This is a genomic window from Gordonia sp. 11cp (assembly GCF_057767225.1).
In genome coordinates, this window is sequence record NZ_CM173437.1 from 5,291,860 (window position 1) to 5,308,876 (window position 17,017).

The 17,017-nt window shown below is 69.6% G+C and carries 17 protein-coding genes; 5 read left to right on the forward strand and 12 right to left on the reverse strand.

Annotated features, from left to right (window positions below):
* Positions 1-161 precede the first annotated feature (161 nt).
* Both AC3B6C_RS23725 and AC3B6C_RS23730 read left to right on the forward strand, forming a co-directional pair.
* Positions 162-863: a hypothetical protein gene (locus AC3B6C_RS23725; RefSeq protein WP_488374345.1), complete on the forward strand. Its 702-nt coding sequence runs from the start codon at positions 162-164 to the stop codon at positions 861-863.
* The gene (locus tag AC3B6C_RS23730) at positions 860-2,104 is read left to right on the forward strand and encodes an alpha/beta-hydrolase family protein (protein WP_488374346.1); all 1,245 of its coding nucleotides are present in this window, start codon (positions 860-862) and stop codon (positions 2,102-2,104) included. Before AC3B6C_RS23725 ends, AC3B6C_RS23730 begins: the two co-directional genes overlap by 4 nt.
* A gap of 41 nt (positions 2,105-2,145) precedes the next feature.
* On the opposite strand, the gene gatA is transcribed toward AC3B6C_RS23730, so the two are convergent.
* Entirely contained in the window at positions 2,146-3,651 is a 1,506-nt protein-coding gene (gene gatA / locus AC3B6C_RS23735; RefSeq protein ID WP_010841340.1) for an Asp-tRNA(Asn)/Glu-tRNA(Gln) amidotransferase subunit GatA, read from the reverse strand.
* Positions 3,648-3,959, reverse strand: coding sequence for an Asp-tRNA(Asn)/Glu-tRNA(Gln) amidotransferase subunit GatC (gene gatC, locus AC3B6C_RS23740; protein ID WP_010841341.1), 312 nt, complete (start codon positions 3,957-3,959; stop codon positions 3,648-3,650). The genes gatA and gatC overlap by 4 nt, the downstream gene beginning before the upstream one ends.
* 176 nt (positions 3,960-4,135) lie before the next feature.
* On the opposite strand from gatC, the gene AC3B6C_RS23745 reads away from it, so the two are divergent.
* A complete protein-coding gene (locus AC3B6C_RS23745; protein ID WP_035717011.1) occupies positions 4,136-4,804 on the forward strand; it encodes an ACT domain-containing protein in 669 nt (222 codons plus the stop codon).
* A 29-nt stretch (positions 4,805-4,833) separates the two neighbouring features.
* Positions 4,834-5,349: an O-acetyl-ADP-ribose deacetylase gene (locus AC3B6C_RS23750; RefSeq protein ID WP_488374347.1), complete on the forward strand. Its 516-nt coding sequence runs from the start codon at positions 4,834-4,836 to the stop codon at positions 5,347-5,349.
* Positions 5,350-5,353: 4 nt separating this feature from the next.
* Here the strand turns inward: AC3B6C_RS23750 and ligA are convergent, their stop codons facing one another.
* The 10 genes from ligA to AC3B6C_RS23800 form a co-directional block, all read right to left on the reverse strand.
* Positions 5,354-7,444, reverse strand: coding sequence for an NAD-dependent DNA ligase LigA (ligA, locus tag AC3B6C_RS23755; protein ID WP_488374348.1), 2,091 nt, complete (start codon positions 7,442-7,444; stop codon positions 5,354-5,356).
* Positions 7,445-7,719: 275 nt separating this feature from the next.
* Complete coding sequence (locus AC3B6C_RS23760; protein WP_010841345.1) at positions 7,720-8,106, reverse strand: MmcQ/YjbR family DNA-binding protein; 387 nt, start codon at positions 8,104-8,106, stop codon at positions 7,720-7,722.
* 41 nt (positions 8,107-8,147) lie between these two features.
* The gene (locus tag AC3B6C_RS23765; protein WP_488374349.1) at positions 8,148-9,167 is read right to left on the reverse strand and encodes a uroporphyrinogen decarboxylase/cobalamine-independent methonine synthase family protein; all 1,020 of its coding nucleotides are present in this window, start codon (positions 9,165-9,167) and stop codon (positions 8,148-8,150) included.
* Positions 9,164-10,282: a tRNA 2-thiouridine(34) synthase MnmA gene (gene mnmA, locus AC3B6C_RS23770; protein WP_488374350.1), complete on the reverse strand. Its 1,119-nt coding sequence runs from the start codon at positions 10,280-10,282 to the stop codon at positions 9,164-9,166. Before mnmA ends, AC3B6C_RS23765 begins: the two co-directional genes overlap by 4 nt.
* A complete protein-coding gene (locus AC3B6C_RS23775) occupies positions 10,282-11,502 on the reverse strand; it encodes a cysteine desulfurase family protein (protein WP_193748539.1) in 1,221 nt (406 codons plus the stop codon). Before AC3B6C_RS23775 ends, mnmA begins: the two co-directional genes overlap by 1 nt.
* A 143-nt stretch (positions 11,503-11,645) precedes the next feature.
* Positions 11,646-12,125: a DUF4334 domain-containing protein gene (locus AC3B6C_RS23780; protein WP_010841349.1), complete on the reverse strand. Its 480-nt coding sequence runs from the start codon at positions 12,123-12,125 to the stop codon at positions 11,646-11,648.
* A gap of 61 nt (positions 12,126-12,186) precedes the next feature.
* Entirely contained in the window at positions 12,187-13,131 is a 945-nt protein-coding gene (locus AC3B6C_RS23785; protein ID WP_488374351.1) for a lysophospholipid acyltransferase family protein, read from the reverse strand.
* Entirely contained in the window at positions 13,128-14,114 is a 987-nt protein-coding gene (locus AC3B6C_RS23790) for a GNAT family N-acetyltransferase (RefSeq protein WP_488374352.1), read from the reverse strand. Before AC3B6C_RS23790 ends, AC3B6C_RS23785 begins: the two co-directional genes overlap by 4 nt.
* 100 nt (positions 14,115-14,214) lie before the next feature.
* Positions 14,215-15,171, reverse strand: a complete 957-nt coding sequence (locus AC3B6C_RS23795; RefSeq protein WP_010841352.1) for an electron transfer flavoprotein subunit alpha/FixB family protein — start codon at positions 15,169-15,171, stop codon at positions 14,215-14,217.
* Positions 15,172-15,224: 53 nt separating this feature from the next.
* Positions 15,225-16,010, reverse strand: coding sequence for an electron transfer flavoprotein subunit beta/FixA family protein (locus AC3B6C_RS23800; protein WP_010841353.1), 786 nt, complete (start codon positions 16,008-16,010; stop codon positions 15,225-15,227).
* A 185-nt stretch (positions 16,011-16,195) separates the two neighbouring features.
* Here AC3B6C_RS23800 and AC3B6C_RS23805 point away from each other — a divergent pair, with 185 nt between their 5' ends.
* Positions 16,196-17,014 carry a class I SAM-dependent methyltransferase gene (locus tag AC3B6C_RS23805; protein ID WP_488374354.1) on the forward strand — a complete coding sequence of 273 codons (819 nt, stop codon included), beginning with the start codon at positions 16,196-16,198 and terminating at the stop codon, positions 17,012-17,014.
* The last annotated feature ends 3 nt before the right edge of the window (positions 17,015-17,017 follow it).

The following is a 17,017-nucleotide window of genomic DNA, read 5'->3' on the forward strand; positions in this document are numbered from 1 at the left end:
TCACCCTAGGCCCGTCGACCACCCGAAGACCTCATACTTTCGAGGGAGACGACCCGATACCGGCGTACGGGTCCGGCGCCGGCGGACCCGCCTGGGGACGACCTCGGACGGCTCCGCGGAGCGATGTGCCGGTCGGGTCCGACCTCATAGCGTCGGTGACCATGACCGGATCACAGGACTTCCGAAAACCACCTTCGGACAACGGCTTCCACAGTTCCCTCGATTCCTTCGCACCGGGCCGCCGGCGGCGCTCGCACTGGTGGGCCGCAATGCTCACCCTCACCGCGCTCCTCGCCGGGCAGTGGGTCTCGACCGCGCACGCCGTGGCGGGTCCGCTTCTCGGAGCGACGAGCACGTCGGTGGCGGCGCCATCGGACGATGCGCACAACCCCTACGCGGCCGTGGTCGTCGCCCTCGTGGGACCGCACCCGGCCACCGCGGTGACGCTCCTTCCTCCGACCTTCGTCGTGGCGCAGGGATACTCGCCCCGGATCGTCGACGGATACCCGGTCGACCCGGACGGGGACTGCTCGTCACCGGTCCCCCTGCCGGCGCAGTTCACATCCCTGTGTCGCACCCATGATCTCGGCTACGACCTGCTGCGGGCGGCCGAGCGAGACGGTGCACCGCTCGGCGCGTGGGCCCGGATCGCGCTGGACCGCATGCTGATCGACCGGATGTACGCCTCCTGCGGCACGCCCGCCTGCACGATCGCCGCGCACGGGGCCCGCATCGGGCTGGCGTGGAACACCTGGCGTCAGTACGGCGGTCCCCCGGCCCGGGGCGAGTCGCTGCCCGCGCTGGTCGGCACGACCGTCGAGCGCGCCCTGGTCGACCCCGACGAGTACGAGGTGCGGCGATGACGTCGCACCGGGACGCGCGGTGGTTGCGCGACAGCACTTTCCGATCGTGGCCGCACCCGGCCGTCAGTGTCGCCGCCACGCTCGGTCACCTCGTCGCGCTCTACCCGGGCACACTGCCGCGCGACGCGACGACGACGGCGATCCTGACCGTTGTGCTCAGCGCTCTGGGAGCGTGCACCGGCATGATTCTCGCGCGGCGTACCCGTCGGCAGCCGGAGGAACAGGCCCGACGCGTCGTCTTCGGCTCGTGCGTGGTGATCCTCGGATGCGCTGTGGGCGTAGCGCTCTGGTGGCAGAACCTCATCCGGTCGGCGGTCGACGCCGCACCCGCGGGTCTCGGGTGGTGCGCTGCGGCGACGTTGCCGTCCGCGCTGATCGTGGCGGCGATCGTGGCCGTCCCGCGGATCACCGCGATGGCCGCTGCCGGTGGCCTCGCACTCACGGCCGGACTGCTGGCGCCCGCCGACGCCGGGGCCGACGGGCAGCCGTTGCCGGTCTCGTCGTCGGCGCAGCAGGAGTCGGGCATCGTGCTGCGCGGCGAGCTCAGGGACGGCCGATTCGACGATGCCGCAGCGGAACTGACGCGGACGTGGGCGGTGTCGGACGGACCTTCGGCGCGCGCGGTCGTGGTCGCGGTGCCGACCGGATCGGGGTGGGTCGATTCCGCAGCCGTCGACGGTTACGCCAGCCGTTTCGCCGGCGATGTCCGGGTTCTCACCCTCCCGTACGCCCAGGTGCCGTCCTGGCAGGCCTTCCTGTCCGACCGGACCAGGGCCGCGGAATCGGCGATCGCCGTGGTGTCGGCGCTGGCGACCGTCCTCGATCGTGTGCCCGAGCACGAACGTCCGCGAGTGGTTCTCTACGGGCAGAGTCTCGGCGCCGTGGGTGCCGACGCCGCACGGGTGTGGCTGGAGAACGAACATCCCGCGCTGCTCGACGAGACCGTGCTGGTCGCGCCGCCGGCGGGCACCGTCGCCGCGGTGTCCCGTACCCCGCGAGCGGTCCTCGCCAATTCCAGCGATCCGGTCGTGCGCTGGTCGTTCGCCGAACTGTGGCGACCGCACCGGGCGACCGGCGACACCCACATCCGTGGTCCGCGGGTGCCCGACGCACCGTGGCTACCCGTGGTCAGCTTCGTGCAGACGAGCATCGACCTGCTCGGCGCGCTCGACGGGGCGGCCGGCGTCGGCCACCGATACGGGTCGGAACAGGCCGGGCCGCCACATCCGTTGCGCGGCTGACGGTCCGCCGGCCGGCACACCGATGAGCCGTGCAGTGCCGGTCAGACGATCGGGCCGCGAGCCGCTTCGTAGGAGGCGCCGACCCGGTACAGGCGGTCGTCGGCGAGGGCGGGAGCCATGATCTGCAAACCGACGGGCATCCCGTCGTCGACCGACAGGCCCGAGGGCACCGACATCGAGCCGATGCCGGCGAGGTTCACCGGCAGCGTGCACAGATCGAACAGGTACATCGCGAGCGGATCGTCGACCTTCTCCCCGATCGGGAACGCGGTGGTCGGCGTGGTCGGCGAGATCAGCACGTCCACCTTCTCGAAGGCCGTGGCGAAGTCGCGCGAGATCAGGGTGCGGACCTTCTGCGCCTGACCGTAGTACGCGTCGTAGTAACCCGACGACAAGGCGTAGGTGCCGATCATGATGCGGCGCTTGACCTCTGGGCCGAAACCGGCTTCGCGGGACAGCGCCATGACCTCGTCGGCGGAATGCGAACCGTCGTCGCCGACACGCAACCCGTAGCGCATCGCGTCGAACCGTGCGAGGTTCGACGACACCTCCGACGGGAGGATCAGGTAGTACGCGCCGAGCGCATAGGTGAAGTGCGGGCAGCTCACCTCGATGACCTCGGCGCCACGCTCGGTGAGCAACTTCACGGCCTGGTGGAAGGAGTCGAGTACGCCCGACTGGTAACCCTCGCCCTGCAGTTCGGTGACGACACCGATCTTCACGCCCTTGAGGTCCTGCTCGGCGCCCTCGCGGGCGGCCGCGACGACGTCGGGTACCGGGACGTTGATCGACGTCGAGTCGCGCGGGTCGTGCCCGGCGATGACCTCGTGCAGCATCGCGGTGTCGAGAACCGTGCGGCCACACGGGCCGCCCTGGTCGAGTGACGACGCGCAGGCGACGAGGCCGTAGCGCGAGACGGTGCCGTAGGTCGGCTTGACGCCGACGGTCGCGGTGACCGCGGCCGGCTGGCGGATGGAGCCGCCGGTGTCGGTACCGATCGCCAGCGGGGCCTCGTACGACGCCAGTGCCGCCGCGCTACCGCCACCCGAGCCGCCCGGGATCTTGGTGAGATCCCACGGGTTCCGGGTCAACTGGTACGCCGAGTTCTCGGTCGAGCTGCCCATGGCGAACTCGTCCATGTTGGTCTTGCCCAGGATCGGGATGCCCGCGGCGCGAAGACGTTCGGTGACCGCCGCGTCGTAGGGCGGAACCCATCCCTCGAGGATCTTGGAGCCGCAGGTCGTCGGCGCGTCGGTGGTGGTGAAGACGTCCTTGAGTGCGATGGGCACACCCGCGAGCGCCGATGGGGTCTCGCCGGCGGCGATCGCATCGTCGGCCGCCTTGGCGGCGACCAGCGCTTCGGCACCGCTCACGTGCAGGAACGCGCCGAGCTGGTCGTCGATCTCGGCGATGCGGTCGAGGTGGGCCTGGGTGACCTCCACCGAGCTGACCTCGCGCGCGCCGATCTTGGTGGCGAGTTCGGCGGCGGACAACCCGGTCAGATCACCAGCGGGACGCGGGGTTGCGGCACTGGACTCGGGACTCACTGTTCCTCTCCCAGGATCTGCGGGACGGCGAAACGGTCCTGCTCCACCGCCGGTGCACCGGACAGGGCGGCGTCGGTCGTCAGCCCGGGGACCACGACATCCGGACGCAGCACATTCGCGAGTTCGGCCGGGTGAGCGGTACCGGGCACGTCGTCGGCTGCCACCTCCGACACCGACGCGACGTGAGTCAGGATCGAGTCCAGCTGCTCGGCGTAGACATCGAGTTCGTCCTCGCTCAGGGCCAGTCGTGACAATCGCGCCAGGTGCGCGACCTCATCCCGCGATATGGACTTCGGTTCGCCAGCCACTGCAGCGTCCTTCCTCACATCACTGTTCGTTCGTCTGTCGTCATCTGTGCTCGCGTCATCGCGTCGTCGACACGGCTCGCACAACGTCTCCAGACTATGGGAACCCACGAGAGGGACTCACCCCAGCCACCGGTTGCGCCGCGGGCGCTGCGCGCGGCACGCACGCGGGTGCGAGAATGTCGCACGTGTCCTACCTGTTGCGGGTCTACCTCGAAGACCGGCCGGGCAGCCTCGGCGTGCTCGCCGTGCAGCTCGGCTCGGTCGGTGCAGACATCCTGTCACTCGAGGTCGTCGAGCGCGGCAACGGCTACGCCGTGGACGATCTCGTCGTCGAGGTGGCGCCCGGTTCGCTTCCCGACAGCCTGATCACCGCGGCGGAGAAGGTCAACGGTGTCCGCGTCGACTCGATCCGGCCCTACTCCGGTGTCCTGGACACCCACCGCGAACTCGAGCTGGTCGACCGGGTGGCCACCGCCGGTCGTGACCGGTTACAGGTCCTGGTGGACAACGCACCTCGGGTGCTGCGCGTCTCGTGGGCGATGGTGATCACCCCCGCCAGCGGCGGCGTGCTGCAACTCTTCGGCTCATCTGGAGCCCCGGAGACCCCGTTGACCAGGGCCGACTGGCTTCCTCTGGAGAGAGCCACCGAGCTCGACGCCGAGGGTGACTGGGTTCCGGGTGCGTGGCAGGAGATGGACACCCGCCTTGCCGCGGCGCCGCTGGGTTCGGAGTCGAAGGCGATCCTGCTCGGACGCATCGGCGGGCCGGACTTCCGGCCGTCGGAGGTCGCCCGGCTCGGTTACCTCGCCGGGATCGTCAGCACCGTCCTACGCGCCGAGAGTTAGTCCCGACGGTCGTCGGGCATCATGGACATATGACGTCCATCACGCTGGTACAGGGCGACATCACGACGCAGTCCGTCGACGCGATCGTCAATGCCGCCAATTCCACCCTGCTCGGTGGCGGCGGGGTCGACGGCGCGATCCACCGGCGCGGCGGCCCGGCGATCCTCGCGGAGTGCAAGGAGCTACGCGCGGGCTCCTACCGCCGCGGACTGCCGGTCGGCGAGGCGGTGGCCACCACCGCGGGAGACCTGCCCGCGCGCTGGGTCATCCACACTGTCGGACCGGTCCACTCCTACGACGAGGACCGCTCCGCCCTCCTCGTCTCCTGCTACCGCGAATCACTCCGTGTCGCAATCGAACTCGGGGCCACCACGATCGCCTTCCCGGCGATCTCGACCGGCGTCTACGGCTGGCCGATGGAGGACGGCGCCCGCAAGGCGGTCGACACGGTGCGTGCCGCGGTGCCGGACACCTCGATCGAGGAGGTCCGGTTCGTCCTCTTCGACCAGCGCGCCTACCGCGCGTTCGAGGCCGCACTGGCCTGATCGGTCACTCCGGGCTGCCGGTCTCCAGCAATTTCTTGAACGCGTCCTCGTCCAGCACCGGCACGCCGAGCTGTTCGGCCTTGTCGGCCTTGGTGCCCGGCGACTCCCCCACCACCACGTAGTCGGTCTTCTTCGACACCGAACCCGACGCCTTGCCACCGCGCTGCAGGATGGCCTCCTTGGCGCCGTCGCGCGAGAAGTCCACCAGCGATCCGGTCACGACGATCGTCTTGCCCTCGAGGGTCCGCGGGATCGACTCGTCCCGCTCGTCTTCCATGGAAACGCCTGCGGCGCGCCACTTCTCGACGATGTCCCGATGCCAGTCGACGGTGAACCAGTCGTGTATGGACTGCGCGAGGGTCATCCCCAGCCCTTCGACGCCGGCGAGCTGGTCGATGTCGGCGGCCTCGATCGCCTCGAGCGAACCGAACTCGGTGGCCAGGGCCCGGGCCGCGGTGGGCCCGACATGGCGGATCGACAGCCCGACCAGCACGCGCCACAACGCCACGTCCTTGGCCTTGTCGAGGTTCGCCAGCAGCCTCTTGCCATTCGCCGAGAGCGCCCCCGCCTTGGTGGTGAACAGGTCGGTGCGGACCAGATCGTCGGCGGTCAGCGAGAAGAGATCACCCTCGTTGGTGAGCACACCCGCCGACAGCAGGGCCGACGCGGCTTCGTAACCGAGCGCCTCGATGTCGAAGGAGCCCCGGCCGGCGAGATGGAAGAGCCGCTCGCGCAGCTGAGCCGGGCAGCTCTCCTGGTTCGGGCAGCGGAGGTCGGCGTCGCTCTCCTTCTCCGGTCGCAGCGGCGTCTGGCATGCCGGACACAGCTCCGGCATCTCGAACTCGACCTCGGTGCCGTCGCGTAGATCGACGACGGGCCCGAGGACCTCGGGGATCACGTCGCCCGCCTTGCGGATGGTGACGGTGTCGCCGATCAGCACGCCCTTGCGCTTGACCTCCGAACCGTTGTGCAGGGTCGCACGCGAGACCGTGGACCCGGCGACGAGCACGGGTTCGAGGACCGCGAAAGGGGTGACGCGGCCGGTGCGCCCGACGTTGACCTGGATATCGGAGAGCTTGGTGGTGGCTTCCTCGGGCGGGTACTTGTAGGCGATCGCCCACCGCGGCGCCCGCGAGGTGGAACCGAGGCGTCGCTGCACCCCGAAGTCGTCGACCTTGACCACGATGCCGTCGATCTCGTGCTCGACGTCGTGGCGGTGCTCGCCCCAGTAGGTGATCTTGTCGATGATCTCCTCGGCGCCGGACACCTTGGTGGTGTGGGTCGACACCGGCAGACCCCAGGCGCCGAGCGCCAGGTAGGCGTCGTGCAGGGATGCCGGGCGCCAGCCCTCCGTGTGCCCGATGCCGTGGCAGATCATCCGCAGCCTGCGACGGGCCGTGATCTGCGGGTTCTTCTGGCGCAGCGATCCGGCGGCCGAGTTGCGCGGATTCGCGAAGGGCGCCTTGCCCTCCGCCACGAGCGAGGCGTTCAGCGCCTCGAAGTCCTCCACGCGGAAGAAGACCTCGCCACGCACCTCGAGGACGTCGGGGATCGGGTACTCCGCGGACTCGGTCAGGCGCATCGGGATGTCGTCGATGGTGCGCGCGTTGAGGGACACGTCCTCGCCGGTCCGGCCGTCGCCACGGGTGACACCCCGCTCGAGGACTCCGTTGCGGTAGACCAGCGCGAGGGCCACCCCGTCGATCTTGAGTTCACACAGGAAGTCCGCCCTGGCCCCGGCGTCGGCGAACACCCGGTCGACCCAGGTGCGCATCTCGTCGTGGTCGAAGACGTTGTCCAGCGACATCATTCGCTCGAGGTGGTCGACCGGGGAGAACGCCGTCGAGAAGCCGCCACCGACGAGCTTGGTGGGTGAGTCGGCGGTCGCGAGTTCCGGGTGCGCGTCCTCGAGTGACTGCAGACGCCGCAGGAGCAGATCGAACTCGCCATCGGTGATGACCGGCGCGTCCTTGACGTAGTAGCGGAACTGGTGCTCCCGGATCTCCTCGGCGAGGGCCGTCCACTCCTCGCGCAGATCGCCCTCGGGCCCCGACTGCTCGGTGACCGGCTGACCCGACTCCGTTGTATCTGCCACGTTCCGAGGGTATCGGAGCGTTAGGACAGGTCTTGCAGGTCTTGACCCTTCGTGACGCTCGCAAGCTCGCTCCTCAGGGAGCAGGAGACACACCCGCACGCTCGCTCCTCAGGGAGCAGGAGACACACCCGCACGCTCGCTCCTCAGGGAGCAGGAGACACACCCGCACGCTCGCCCCTCAGGGAGCAGGAGACACACCCGCACGCTCGCTCCTCGGGGAGCAGAGCGGCGTCACACCCCGCCCCCTGAGGAGCCCCGGAGCTTGCGGAGGGGCGTCACGAAGGGTCCAGCTTGGCCAGCGACCGCTTCGGTGCGATCTGGCGGTAGCTCGTGTCGAGGAGTTCGGCGACCTCGTCCCAGTCGGTGTCGTCGTCGAGGATCAGGCCCACCCAGCCGGCGGGGCCGAGGTAGGCGGGCAGGAAGAATCGCGGATCGTCCAGCAGGGCGGGCCGTTCGGAATCGTCGGCGAGGACCAGGATCGACTGGTCGTGACGGATCTTGCTGCCCTTGACCCCGCCGCCGTAGTTGCCGAACATCTTGCCGCAGCGGAAGGTCGGGCGGCCGTGCGCGACGACCTCGGTCGCGTCGGGCAGCGCGAGCGCGATCGTCCGTACGCGGACCAGGTAGGGGTCCGCGTCGTCGAACATGATCGGGTGCGGCATACCGACGAGGATAGGTCTGCGAGGTCGGGCCTGCAGGGGTTTCAGAGTGCCGACGGATCGCTGCCGAGTAGCTGACCGGCTTTCGCGGTGACCGCAAGCGCCGTCTTGGCCCAGCTCGTCGACGCGCCGGCCAGACCGCAGGTCGGGGTCACGATGATGTTGTCCGACAGAACTTTCCGGCTCAGACCGATGCGATCGGTGAGCGCGGCGAGTTCGGTCGCCACGTGTTCGGCGGCCAACGGGCGATCGGGTGCGGTCGACGGCACGCGTCCCGCGAGCAGCACGCCGCCGCGATCGACGAGCATGCCGATGCCGTCGAGATCGGCCGGGGAGGGCTTGGTCAGGTCGATCGAATAGCCGACGCCGGGAAGGTGTTCGATCAGTTCCCATCGCGGTCTGCCGCAGTCGTGCAGGATCACCGGTGCGCCGACATGGTCGATGAGTTCGGTGAGTGCACGGGCCACCTCGACCACCGGTATCGCCTGGATGGGGTCGAAGCGCGTCAGCGGCTTCACCGTGCCGTCGATGACCTGACCGATCATCGGCTCGTCGAGCTGGACCACCACGCGCGCGCCGAGCCGGCGTTGCACCTCGGCGACATGCGCGCGCACGCCCTCGGCCGTCGACTCGACGATGTCGCGGACCGCGCCGTGATCCTTGAGGACACGCTGCCCGTTTGCCAGCTCGACGGATGCCGAGGTCGTGAACGGGCCGGCGACCTGCACCTTGAACGGCCGTCCGGTACCGACGAAACCCGCGGTCTCCCAGAGCTCCTCGACGACGTCGAGGTCCTCGGCGAGGAGATCTGCCGCCCGCCGTGCCAGGCGGGAGTGGCGTTGCGCGAGACGGTATCCCCACGTCGCGGTGTCCATCGGCAGATCGACGAGGATCGCCGCCATCCGGCCGATCAGATCCGAGCCGATACCACGGCCGGGGAGTTCGACGAGGTGTGCGAGGTCGAGTTCGCCGTTCACCACCTCGGCCGCGGCACGCGCGTCGGTGCCCGGCATCGATCCCACACCGGTGCCCACACCGGTGGGCAGAGCCGATGAGCCGGTCACGGAGACGGCACGACAGACGGCTGCGACGAGGTGGTGGCGATCCGCCCGCACCCGACGACCTGGTCGCCGCGCCGGGCATCGGGCAGGTACAGCACCGCGGCCTGACCGCGGGCGACGCCGGTGAGTGGCTCCTGCAGGACGATGTCGATGCCTGGTCCCCCGTCGATCGTGGTCGCGGTCGCACGCACCGGCGCGAGTCCGCCGTGGGCGCGGACCTGCACCATCGCATCGAAAGGTTCGCCGGGAGTGACCCCCGAGGTCCAGACCGCGCGGGTGGCGGTGATCCCCCAGACCTGCAGGTCGGCTGCCGTCCCGACGGTGACCGTCCCCGAATAGGGATCGATCTCGGTGACATAGCGCGGCTTGCCGTCTGCGGCGGGCGCCTCGACTCCGAGGCCCTTGCGCTGACCGATGGTGAAACCGTGGACTCCGTCGTGCTCGGCGAGACGCTCACCCGACGCCGCGTCCACGATCGCCCCCGGCCGAACACCGATGCGAGCACCGAGGAATGCGCGGGTGTCGCCACTCGGGATGAAGCAGATGTCGTGGGAGTCCGGCTTGTCCGCGACGGCCAGCCCGCGGCGGGCCGCCTCGGCTCGGATTTCGGTCTTCGGGGTGTCGCCGATCGGGAACATCGCCCGCGACAACTGATCACGCGTCAGGACGGCGAGCACATACGACTGGTCCTTGTCGGCGTCGACCGCACGCCGTAGCTCCCCGTCGACGAGCTGGGCATAGTGGCCGGTGGCCAGCGCGTCGAAACCGAGGGCGACCGCCTTGTCGGCGAGGGCGGCGAACTTGATCTTCTCGTTGCACGTCAGGCACGGGTTCGGTGTGCGTCCGGCCGCGTAGGCCTCGACGAACTCGTCGATCACATCATCTTTGAAGCGGTCGGCGAAATCCCAGACGTAGAACGGGATTCCGAGGACATCGGCCGCCCGGCGGGCGTCGGAGGCGTCCTCGCGTGAACAGCATCCGCGCGACCCGGTGCGCAGCGCACCCGGAGCCGTGGACAGTGCCAGATGAACACCGACCACCTCGTGACCGGCCTCGACCGCTCGCGCCGCGGCGACCGCCGAGTCGACGCCGCCACTCATCGCCGCCAGTACTCGCATCAAGAGATCCTTCCGCCGGGGACCGATACCAGGCCCGCGGCTCGTGCCCGGTCGACGACCTCGTCGATGACCGCGGCGACCGCGTCGATGTCGGCGTCGGTGGTGGTGTGGCCGAGGGAGAACCGCAACGACGACCGTGCGTCGGCCATGTCCAGCCCCATCGCGAGGAGCACATGACTGGCCTGCGCCACCCCGGCGGTGCAGGCCGATCCGGTCGAGCATTCGACACCCTTGGCGTCGAGGAGCATCAGCAACGAGTCACCCTCGCATCCGGCGAACGACACGTGCACGTTGCCCGGGAGGCGGCCGGCACCGTCGGCCCCGTTGCGCACCGCTCCGTCCACGCCGAGCAGGACCTCGGTCAACCGGGTCTGCAGCGCCCGCAGGTGGGCGGTGTTGGTGTCCAGGTTCTGCACGCACCACGACAGCGCGGCGGCCATGCCGACCGCGCCGGCGACGTCCTGCGTTCCCGACCGGACGTCGCGTTCGTGGCCGCCGCCGTGCAGCAGCGGCACACACCCGACGTCCCGACCGAGCAGCAGGGCGCCGACACCCTGCGGCCCGCCGAACTTGTGGGCGGCCAGGCTGAGCGCCGAGAGGCCGCTGGCCGCGAAATCGACCGGCAGATGGCCGACGGCCTGGATCGCGTCGGAATGCACGGGGATGCCGAACTCGGACCCGAGCGCGGCGATCTCGGTGATCGGCTGGATCGTGCCGACCTCGTTGTTGGCCCACATGACCGAGATGAGAGCGGTCTCGTCCGCGTGCGCCTCGAGCTCGGCACGCAGGTCGGCCGGCGAGATCACACCGTCGGCGTCGACGGGTAGCAGTACGAGATCGGCGCCGGCCTCGTCGGCGAGCCACTGAGCGGGGTCGAGGACGGCATGGTGTTCGACCGCGGAGGTGATGATCCGGCGACGGCGCGGGTCGGCGTTCCGCCGGGACCAGTAGATGCCCTTGACCGCCAGATTGTCGGACTCTGTCCCGCCCCCGGTGAACACGACCTCGGACGGCCGGGCGCCGACAGCCGCGGCGATGGCCTCGCGCGCCTCCTCGAGCCGACGGCGCGCGGTGCGGCCGGATCCGTGCAGCGACGAGGCGTTACCCGGTTGGGCGAAGACGGCCGTCATCGCCTCGACGGCTTCGGGCAGCATCTGCGTCGAAGCGGCGTGATCGAGGTAGACAGGCGCCTTCACGGGCGGTCGGCTTGGCACGGGCATCGCTAGCAAGGATAAACGCGCGTAGGTCGCCGACAAATTCCGCGATCGGGCCGCCGATCGCCGGCCTGCCGACCCGGTAGCGGTCGCACGACGCCGAACGCGCACGTCGGGAGGTGTGAGGCCACTCCGGCGACCGGTCGCGCTCAGACCCGCTCGAGATAGAAGTACAGGTGACGGCCGTCGATGACGCCGCCCTTACCGTTCATGATCCCCATCACCGTGGTGTCGTCGACCCGCTTGAAGTGGTCGATGACCGGCTGGCCGTCGTAGACCATCGACGCGGTGATCTCGCCGCGGAACTCGATCGCCCACAGGCTCGCCTCGCCCTTGCCGAGCTTCGTGTTGGAGAAGAGATTGCCGTTGTCGTCACGGCACACCAGAGGCTGGACGTCGCTGCGCGAGGTGAAGGTCTTGCCGAACCAGTTGGCCTTGGCGAGCGTGCCGTTGATGGCGTGTCCGGTGGTGAACTCGCCACCCTTCCAGGCGCCGAGCATCTCTTCGGGCCGGAGCGTCGACAATCCGGCCCAGACGGTGTCGAGATCGGCGTCGTCGACCCGGCCGTCGACATCGCGGAGTTCGAAGAACTTGGTGCGCGCGGCTTCTCGGGTTCGGGTGGACGTCATCGTCGCCTCCTGGAGGTACGCGGTTATCGTCCACAGACCTGCGGACGGCTACCGGTGAAACCTATATGAGAGAACGAATGATGTCACTTTCCGCGGCGGCGGGAAGGCCCGCCACGACGCGCTCGCATCGACCCGCCAGCTCGCGACGATCCCGGCCGGGCGCCTCGGGTGGGTGGATGACCATCGTGACGGCCAGGCCACGTGCCCGCAGAACCCGCCGGAGGGTGTCGGCCGGGGTGTCGGCGCCGATGAAACTCGGCGCCGTCGCGGTGGTCCCGTCGGTGCCGACGAATCGCAGCTTCACCGGCACCACCGGGACATCCGCGTCGATCGCGGCCTGGAAGAACGCCGGGCGGAACGCGCCGCCGGATCGACCGCAGTAGGTGGTGCCCTCGGGGAACACGATCACCGACGAGTCGCGGTGCAGGCGTCCGGCGACCTCGCCGACCGTCTCCGGTAACCCGCGGAGTGTGCCGCGGTCGACGGCGATGACGCCGAACCTGCGCGCGAGGGAGGACACCACCGGCATCCCGACGACATCGGATTTGGCCACCACGTGCGCGGGGCTGATCAGCGCGAGTGCGAGCACGTCGAGGAAGGAGATGTGATTGGCGACCACCAGCCCCGCTCGGGCAGGGTCTGCTCGGCGGTCCTCGACGTCGACGGAGATCCCCAGGGCCGCCAGCAGTGCACTCGATGCAGGGGCGCGGAGCGAACGTGGCGGTCGTCGACACAGACCCGCCACCGCCCGAGCGGTCAGGACGGCCCAGACGATCCACATCGCGACCGCCGCGAGCCGGCACAGGCGCCACCCGACGATCGTCGCGTCGGCGATCGCGTCGAAGCGCCGCGCCACCGTCGGGCCGAGGCATCCTTCGCCGCAGGTGCTGATCGGGAACCACGGATGCGTGAGCGCGCCGGACGGGCGGGCCGGCGGGCACTGTGCGTGGCCGCGTCGCGGACCAGCCGTGCGCGGTGAGACCGGACCGGCCAGCAGCGCGGTCATCGTGCCGCGCCCCCGGGCTCCGGCGCGGCATCCATGCGGGGCGAGCCGAGCCGTCTGGCACTCGATCGCAGCCGGTCCAGGTAGCGCTTGTTCGCGCCCTCGCGGTCGAGCAGGGTGAGGAAGTCCGCGACGTCGAAGACGTCGTCGACCGCCGGTTCGCCGCAGATCCGGGCACCGAGGCGCAGGTATCCGCGCATCAGCGGCGGCATCGCGACCGTGTCCGAGGGCACGATGTCGTCGAGCAGGCGTCCGCCCACGCGTGCCGGCACGAGCGGGTGGGCCTGACGCAGTGCATCCCGATGCTCGTCGCGCAGTCGGTCCCGTAGGGCGCGCAGCGACGACCCCGGCAGCCACTCCCCCGGACTGTGCAGCGGCACCGACACGCACCCCATCAGGTAGCGCAGGTCGGCGTCGTCCATGTACTGGAGGAGCGCCGCCCACATCAGCGCGGTCACCGAGCCGTCGCGGTACCCGGAGTGCACGCAGGCACGCCCCAATTCGACTGTGGCGGAGACGATGTCGTTCATCTCGCGAAGATCGAACTCGGTCGCCGAGTACCACCCGCCGGCGGCGATCGCCCGGGCCGGGGCGAGGACTCGCGCGCATCCGACGACACCGTCGTCGGTGTGGCGGACGATGAGGTGCTCGCAGAAGGCGTCGAAGCGGTCGGCGTCGCGACCGGTGGCCGAGTCACCGATGCGATCGGAGAAACCGGGTTCGTCGGCGAAGACGCGGTACCGCAACTCTTGTGCGGCGACGATGTCGGCGGAATCGTCGGACACGAGGACGCGGATGGGCCCCGCGGTGAGCAGGGTCCTCGGCTCGGCTCGCGTGAACGGTGCGCGCGAGACGTGGCTGGTGCGGACTGGCGACTGCATGGCGTTCATGACTCGAATGAAAGCCAGACCGGGCATCGGCGGGACCACCGCAGTGTGTCGTGTCGGTGCGGGTTCGGTGAACTCGGGCCGCCACCGGGTGAACACGACCCGCGACGGCCACGAGCGGGTGAACGACCCCCGAACGCACGGTGACCCCCGACACGGGGTCGGGGGTCACCGGGTTTCTGAGCGGATCAGCGCATGATCACTTGCGCTTCTTGACCTCTTCGGTCAGCTGCGGCGCGACGTTGAACAGGTCACCGACGATGCCGTAGTCGGCGATCTCGAAGATCGGGGCCTCTTCGTCCTTGTTGACGGCCACGATCGTCTTCGAGGTCTGCATGCCGGCGCGGTGCTGGATGGCGCCCGAGATGCCCAGGGCGACGTACAGCTGCGGCGACACGGTCTTGCCGGTCTGGCCGACCTGGAACTGGCCCGGGTAGTAGCCGGAGTCGACGGCCGCACGCGAGGCGCCCACAGCGGCACCGAGCACGTCGGCGAGTTCCTCGACGACGGAGAACTTCTCGGCGCTGCCGACACCGCGGCCACCCGAGACGACGATCGACGCCTCGGTCAGCTCCGGGCGGTCGCCGCCGACGTTCGGCTCGACCTTGGTGATCTTGACCGCACCCTCGCCCTGAGCGGGGACCTCGACGTCGACACGCTCGCCGGCGCCGGCCTGCGGAGCCGCCTCGACACCACCGGGGCGGATCGAGAAGACGGGCACGTCTCCCTTGGCCTGCGCGTCGACGGTGAAGGCGCCACCGAAGATGGAGTGGACGCCCACGCCACCCTCCTTGACGTCGACGATGTCGGCGAGGACGCCGGAGCCGAGACGCACGGCCAACCGGCCGGCGATCTCCTTGCCGTCGGCGGTCGCCGCGACCAGGATCCCGGCCGGCGAGGCCGACTCGGCGATCGAGGCCAGCACGTCGACCTGCGGGGTGATGAGGTAGTTGCCCGCGTCGTCGGACTCGGCGACGTAGACCTTCTCCGCGCCGGCCTCCTTGAGGCCGTCGAGGATGCCGTCGGCCGAGCCGGGCTTGCCGACCACGACTGCCGACGGGGTGCCGAGAGCGCGGGCGGCGGTGATGAGCTCGCTGGTGACCTTCTTCAGGGCGCCTTCGGCGTCCTGCTCCACGAGCACGAGTACTTCTGACATGGTGGTTCTCTCCTGAATGTCTGGGGGTTCGCCGGTGGTCTGCGTCGAGAAGGTCAGATGATCTTCTGGCCGACCAGGTACTCGGCGACCTTGGTGCCGCCGTCGCCTTCGTCGGTGACGCGCTCACCCGCGGTCTTCGGCGGCTTCGGGGTGTTCGCCGTCACGACCGAGCCGGCGTTCTCCAGGCCCACGTCGCTCGCCTCGACGTCGATCTCGGCGAGGGTGAGGACGGTGACTTCCTTCTTCTTGGCAGCCATGATGCCCTTGAAGGACGGGAAGCGCGGCTCGTTGATCTTCTCGTTGACGCTGACGATGGCCGGCAGGGTGGCCTCGACGTGGAAGATGCCGTCGTCGGTCTCGCGCTCGCCCTTGAGGGTCTCGCCCTCGAGGGTCAGCTTGCGCAGGTGCGTCAGGTGCGGGAGCTCGAGGTACTCGGCGATCATGGCCGGGATGGCGCCGACGCGACCGTCGGTGGCCTCGTTGCCGGCGATGACCAGCTCGACACCCTCGACCGTGCCGAGTGCCCGCGCGAGCACGTATGCGGTCTGGACCGCGTCCGAGCCGTGCATGAGGTCGTCCTTGATGTGGATCGCCTTGTCCGCACCCATCGACAGCGCCTTGCGGATGGCGTCGGTCGCGCGCTCGGGTCCCGCAGTCAGGATGGTGACTTCACCGCCGTCTGCCTCCTTGATCTTCAGCGCTTCCTCGACGGCGCGCTCGTTGATCTCGTCCAGGACGGCGTCAGCGGCTTCACGGTCCAGGGTGTAGTCGTCGTCGGACAACTTGCGCTCGGACCACGTGTCGGGAACCTGCTTGATCAGTACGACAATGTTTGTCATGGGTCTTCGTCGACCTCCTGCATCGGGTTCGGCAACTTACCGGCGGGTAAGGCCATGGGTCCTCACCACTTTAGCGTCTCCTATCCTCTCACTAAACATCGACTACCTCACACAATGCGGCGACCGTTCGCTCGCTCGGTACGACGGACCCGGTGACCGGCGGGGCATGCCCTAGTCTCTCTCAGATGACTGACGCAGACCTCGGATCGTCGCGCGGGACGGCAACCACTGGTCTCGAGGCGCTCGACACCGACGAGCAACTCGCGCTCACCGGCGAGCGCACGGTCCCGGGGATCCCCGCCGAGAACTACTGGTTCCGGCGCCACGAGATCGCCTATCGCCACATCGCCGACCGGTGCGCGGGCCGTGCCGTTCTCGAAGCCGGGTCCGGCGAGGGTTACGGCGCCGCGATGATCGCCGACGCCGGGGCGTCGTCGGTGGTCTGCGTCGACTACGACACCGTCGCGGTCGAGCACACCCGTCGCCGCTACCCCGAACTCGTCGTCCACCAGGGCAATCTCGTCGACCTCCCGCTCGACGACGCCTCGGTCGACGTCGTGGTCAACTTCCAGGTGATCGAGCACCTCTGGGATCAGCCACGTTTCGTCGCCGAGTGCCACCGTGTGCTGCGCCCCGGCGGGCTGTTGCTGATGTCGACGCCCAACCGCATCACCTTCTCCCCCGGTCGCGACACACCGCTCAACCCGTTCCACACCCGTGAGCTCGACGCGGCCGAACTCACCGACCTGCTTCTCGGCGGGGACTTCGTGGTCGACGCGATGCTGGGCGTCGTGCACGGTCCGCGGCTGCGGGCGCTCGACACCAAGTGGGGCGGTTCACTCATCGACGCCCAGATCGAGCGCGCGGTCGCCGGCGAGCCGTGGCCGGACGAGCTGACCGCGGACGTCGCCGGCGTGGTCGCCGAGGACTTCGAGGTCGTCGACTCGGGCGAGTGCGACATCGACGCCTCCCTCGACCTGTTCGCGGTCGCGTTGCGGGGCTGAGGG

Excerpts from the sequence above, each read along its gene's own strand:
- AC3B6C_RS23725 (WP_488374345.1), top strand. The coding sequence starts at position 162 with ATGACCGGATCACAGGACTTCCGAAAACCACCTTCGGACAACGGCTTC.
- AC3B6C_RS23775 (WP_193748539.1), bottom strand. The coding sequence starts at position 11,502 with ATGCCCGTGCCAAGCCGACCGCCCGTGAAGGCGCCTGTCTACCTCGAT.
- mnmA (WP_488374350.1), bottom strand. The coding sequence starts at position 10,282 with ATGCGAGTACTGGCGGCGATGAGTGGCGGCGTCGACTCGGCGGTCGCC.
- AC3B6C_RS23750 (WP_488374347.1), top strand. The coding sequence starts at position 4,834 with ATGACGTCCATCACGCTGGTACAGGGCGACATCACGACGCAGTCCGTC.
- AC3B6C_RS23745 (WP_035717011.1), top strand. The coding sequence starts at position 4,136 with ATGTCGCACGTGTCCTACCTGTTGCGGGTCTACCTCGAAGACCGGCCG.
- AC3B6C_RS23730 (WP_488374346.1), top strand. The coding sequence starts at position 860 with ATGACGTCGCACCGGGACGCGCGGTGGTTGCGCGACAGCACTTTCCGA.
- AC3B6C_RS23800 (WP_010841353.1), bottom strand. The coding sequence starts at position 16,010 with ATGACAAACATTGTCGTACTGATCAAGCAGGTTCCCGACACGTGGTCC.
- AC3B6C_RS23760 (WP_010841345.1), bottom strand. The coding sequence starts at position 8,106 with ATGCCGCACCCGATCATGTTCGACGACGCGGACCCCTACCTGGTCCGC.
- AC3B6C_RS23805 (WP_488374354.1), top strand. The coding sequence starts at position 16,196 with ATGACTGACGCAGACCTCGGATCGTCGCGCGGGACGGCAACCACTGGT.
- AC3B6C_RS23785 (WP_488374351.1), bottom strand. The coding sequence starts at position 13,131 with ATGACCGCGCTGCTGGCCGGTCCGGTCTCACCGCGCACGGCTGGTCCG.
- AC3B6C_RS23780 (WP_010841349.1), bottom strand. The coding sequence starts at position 12,125 with ATGACGTCCACCCGAACCCGAGAAGCCGCGCGCACCAAGTTCTTCGAA.
- AC3B6C_RS23795 (WP_010841352.1), bottom strand. The coding sequence starts at position 15,171 with ATGTCAGAAGTACTCGTGCTCGTGGAGCAGGACGCCGAAGGCGCCCTG.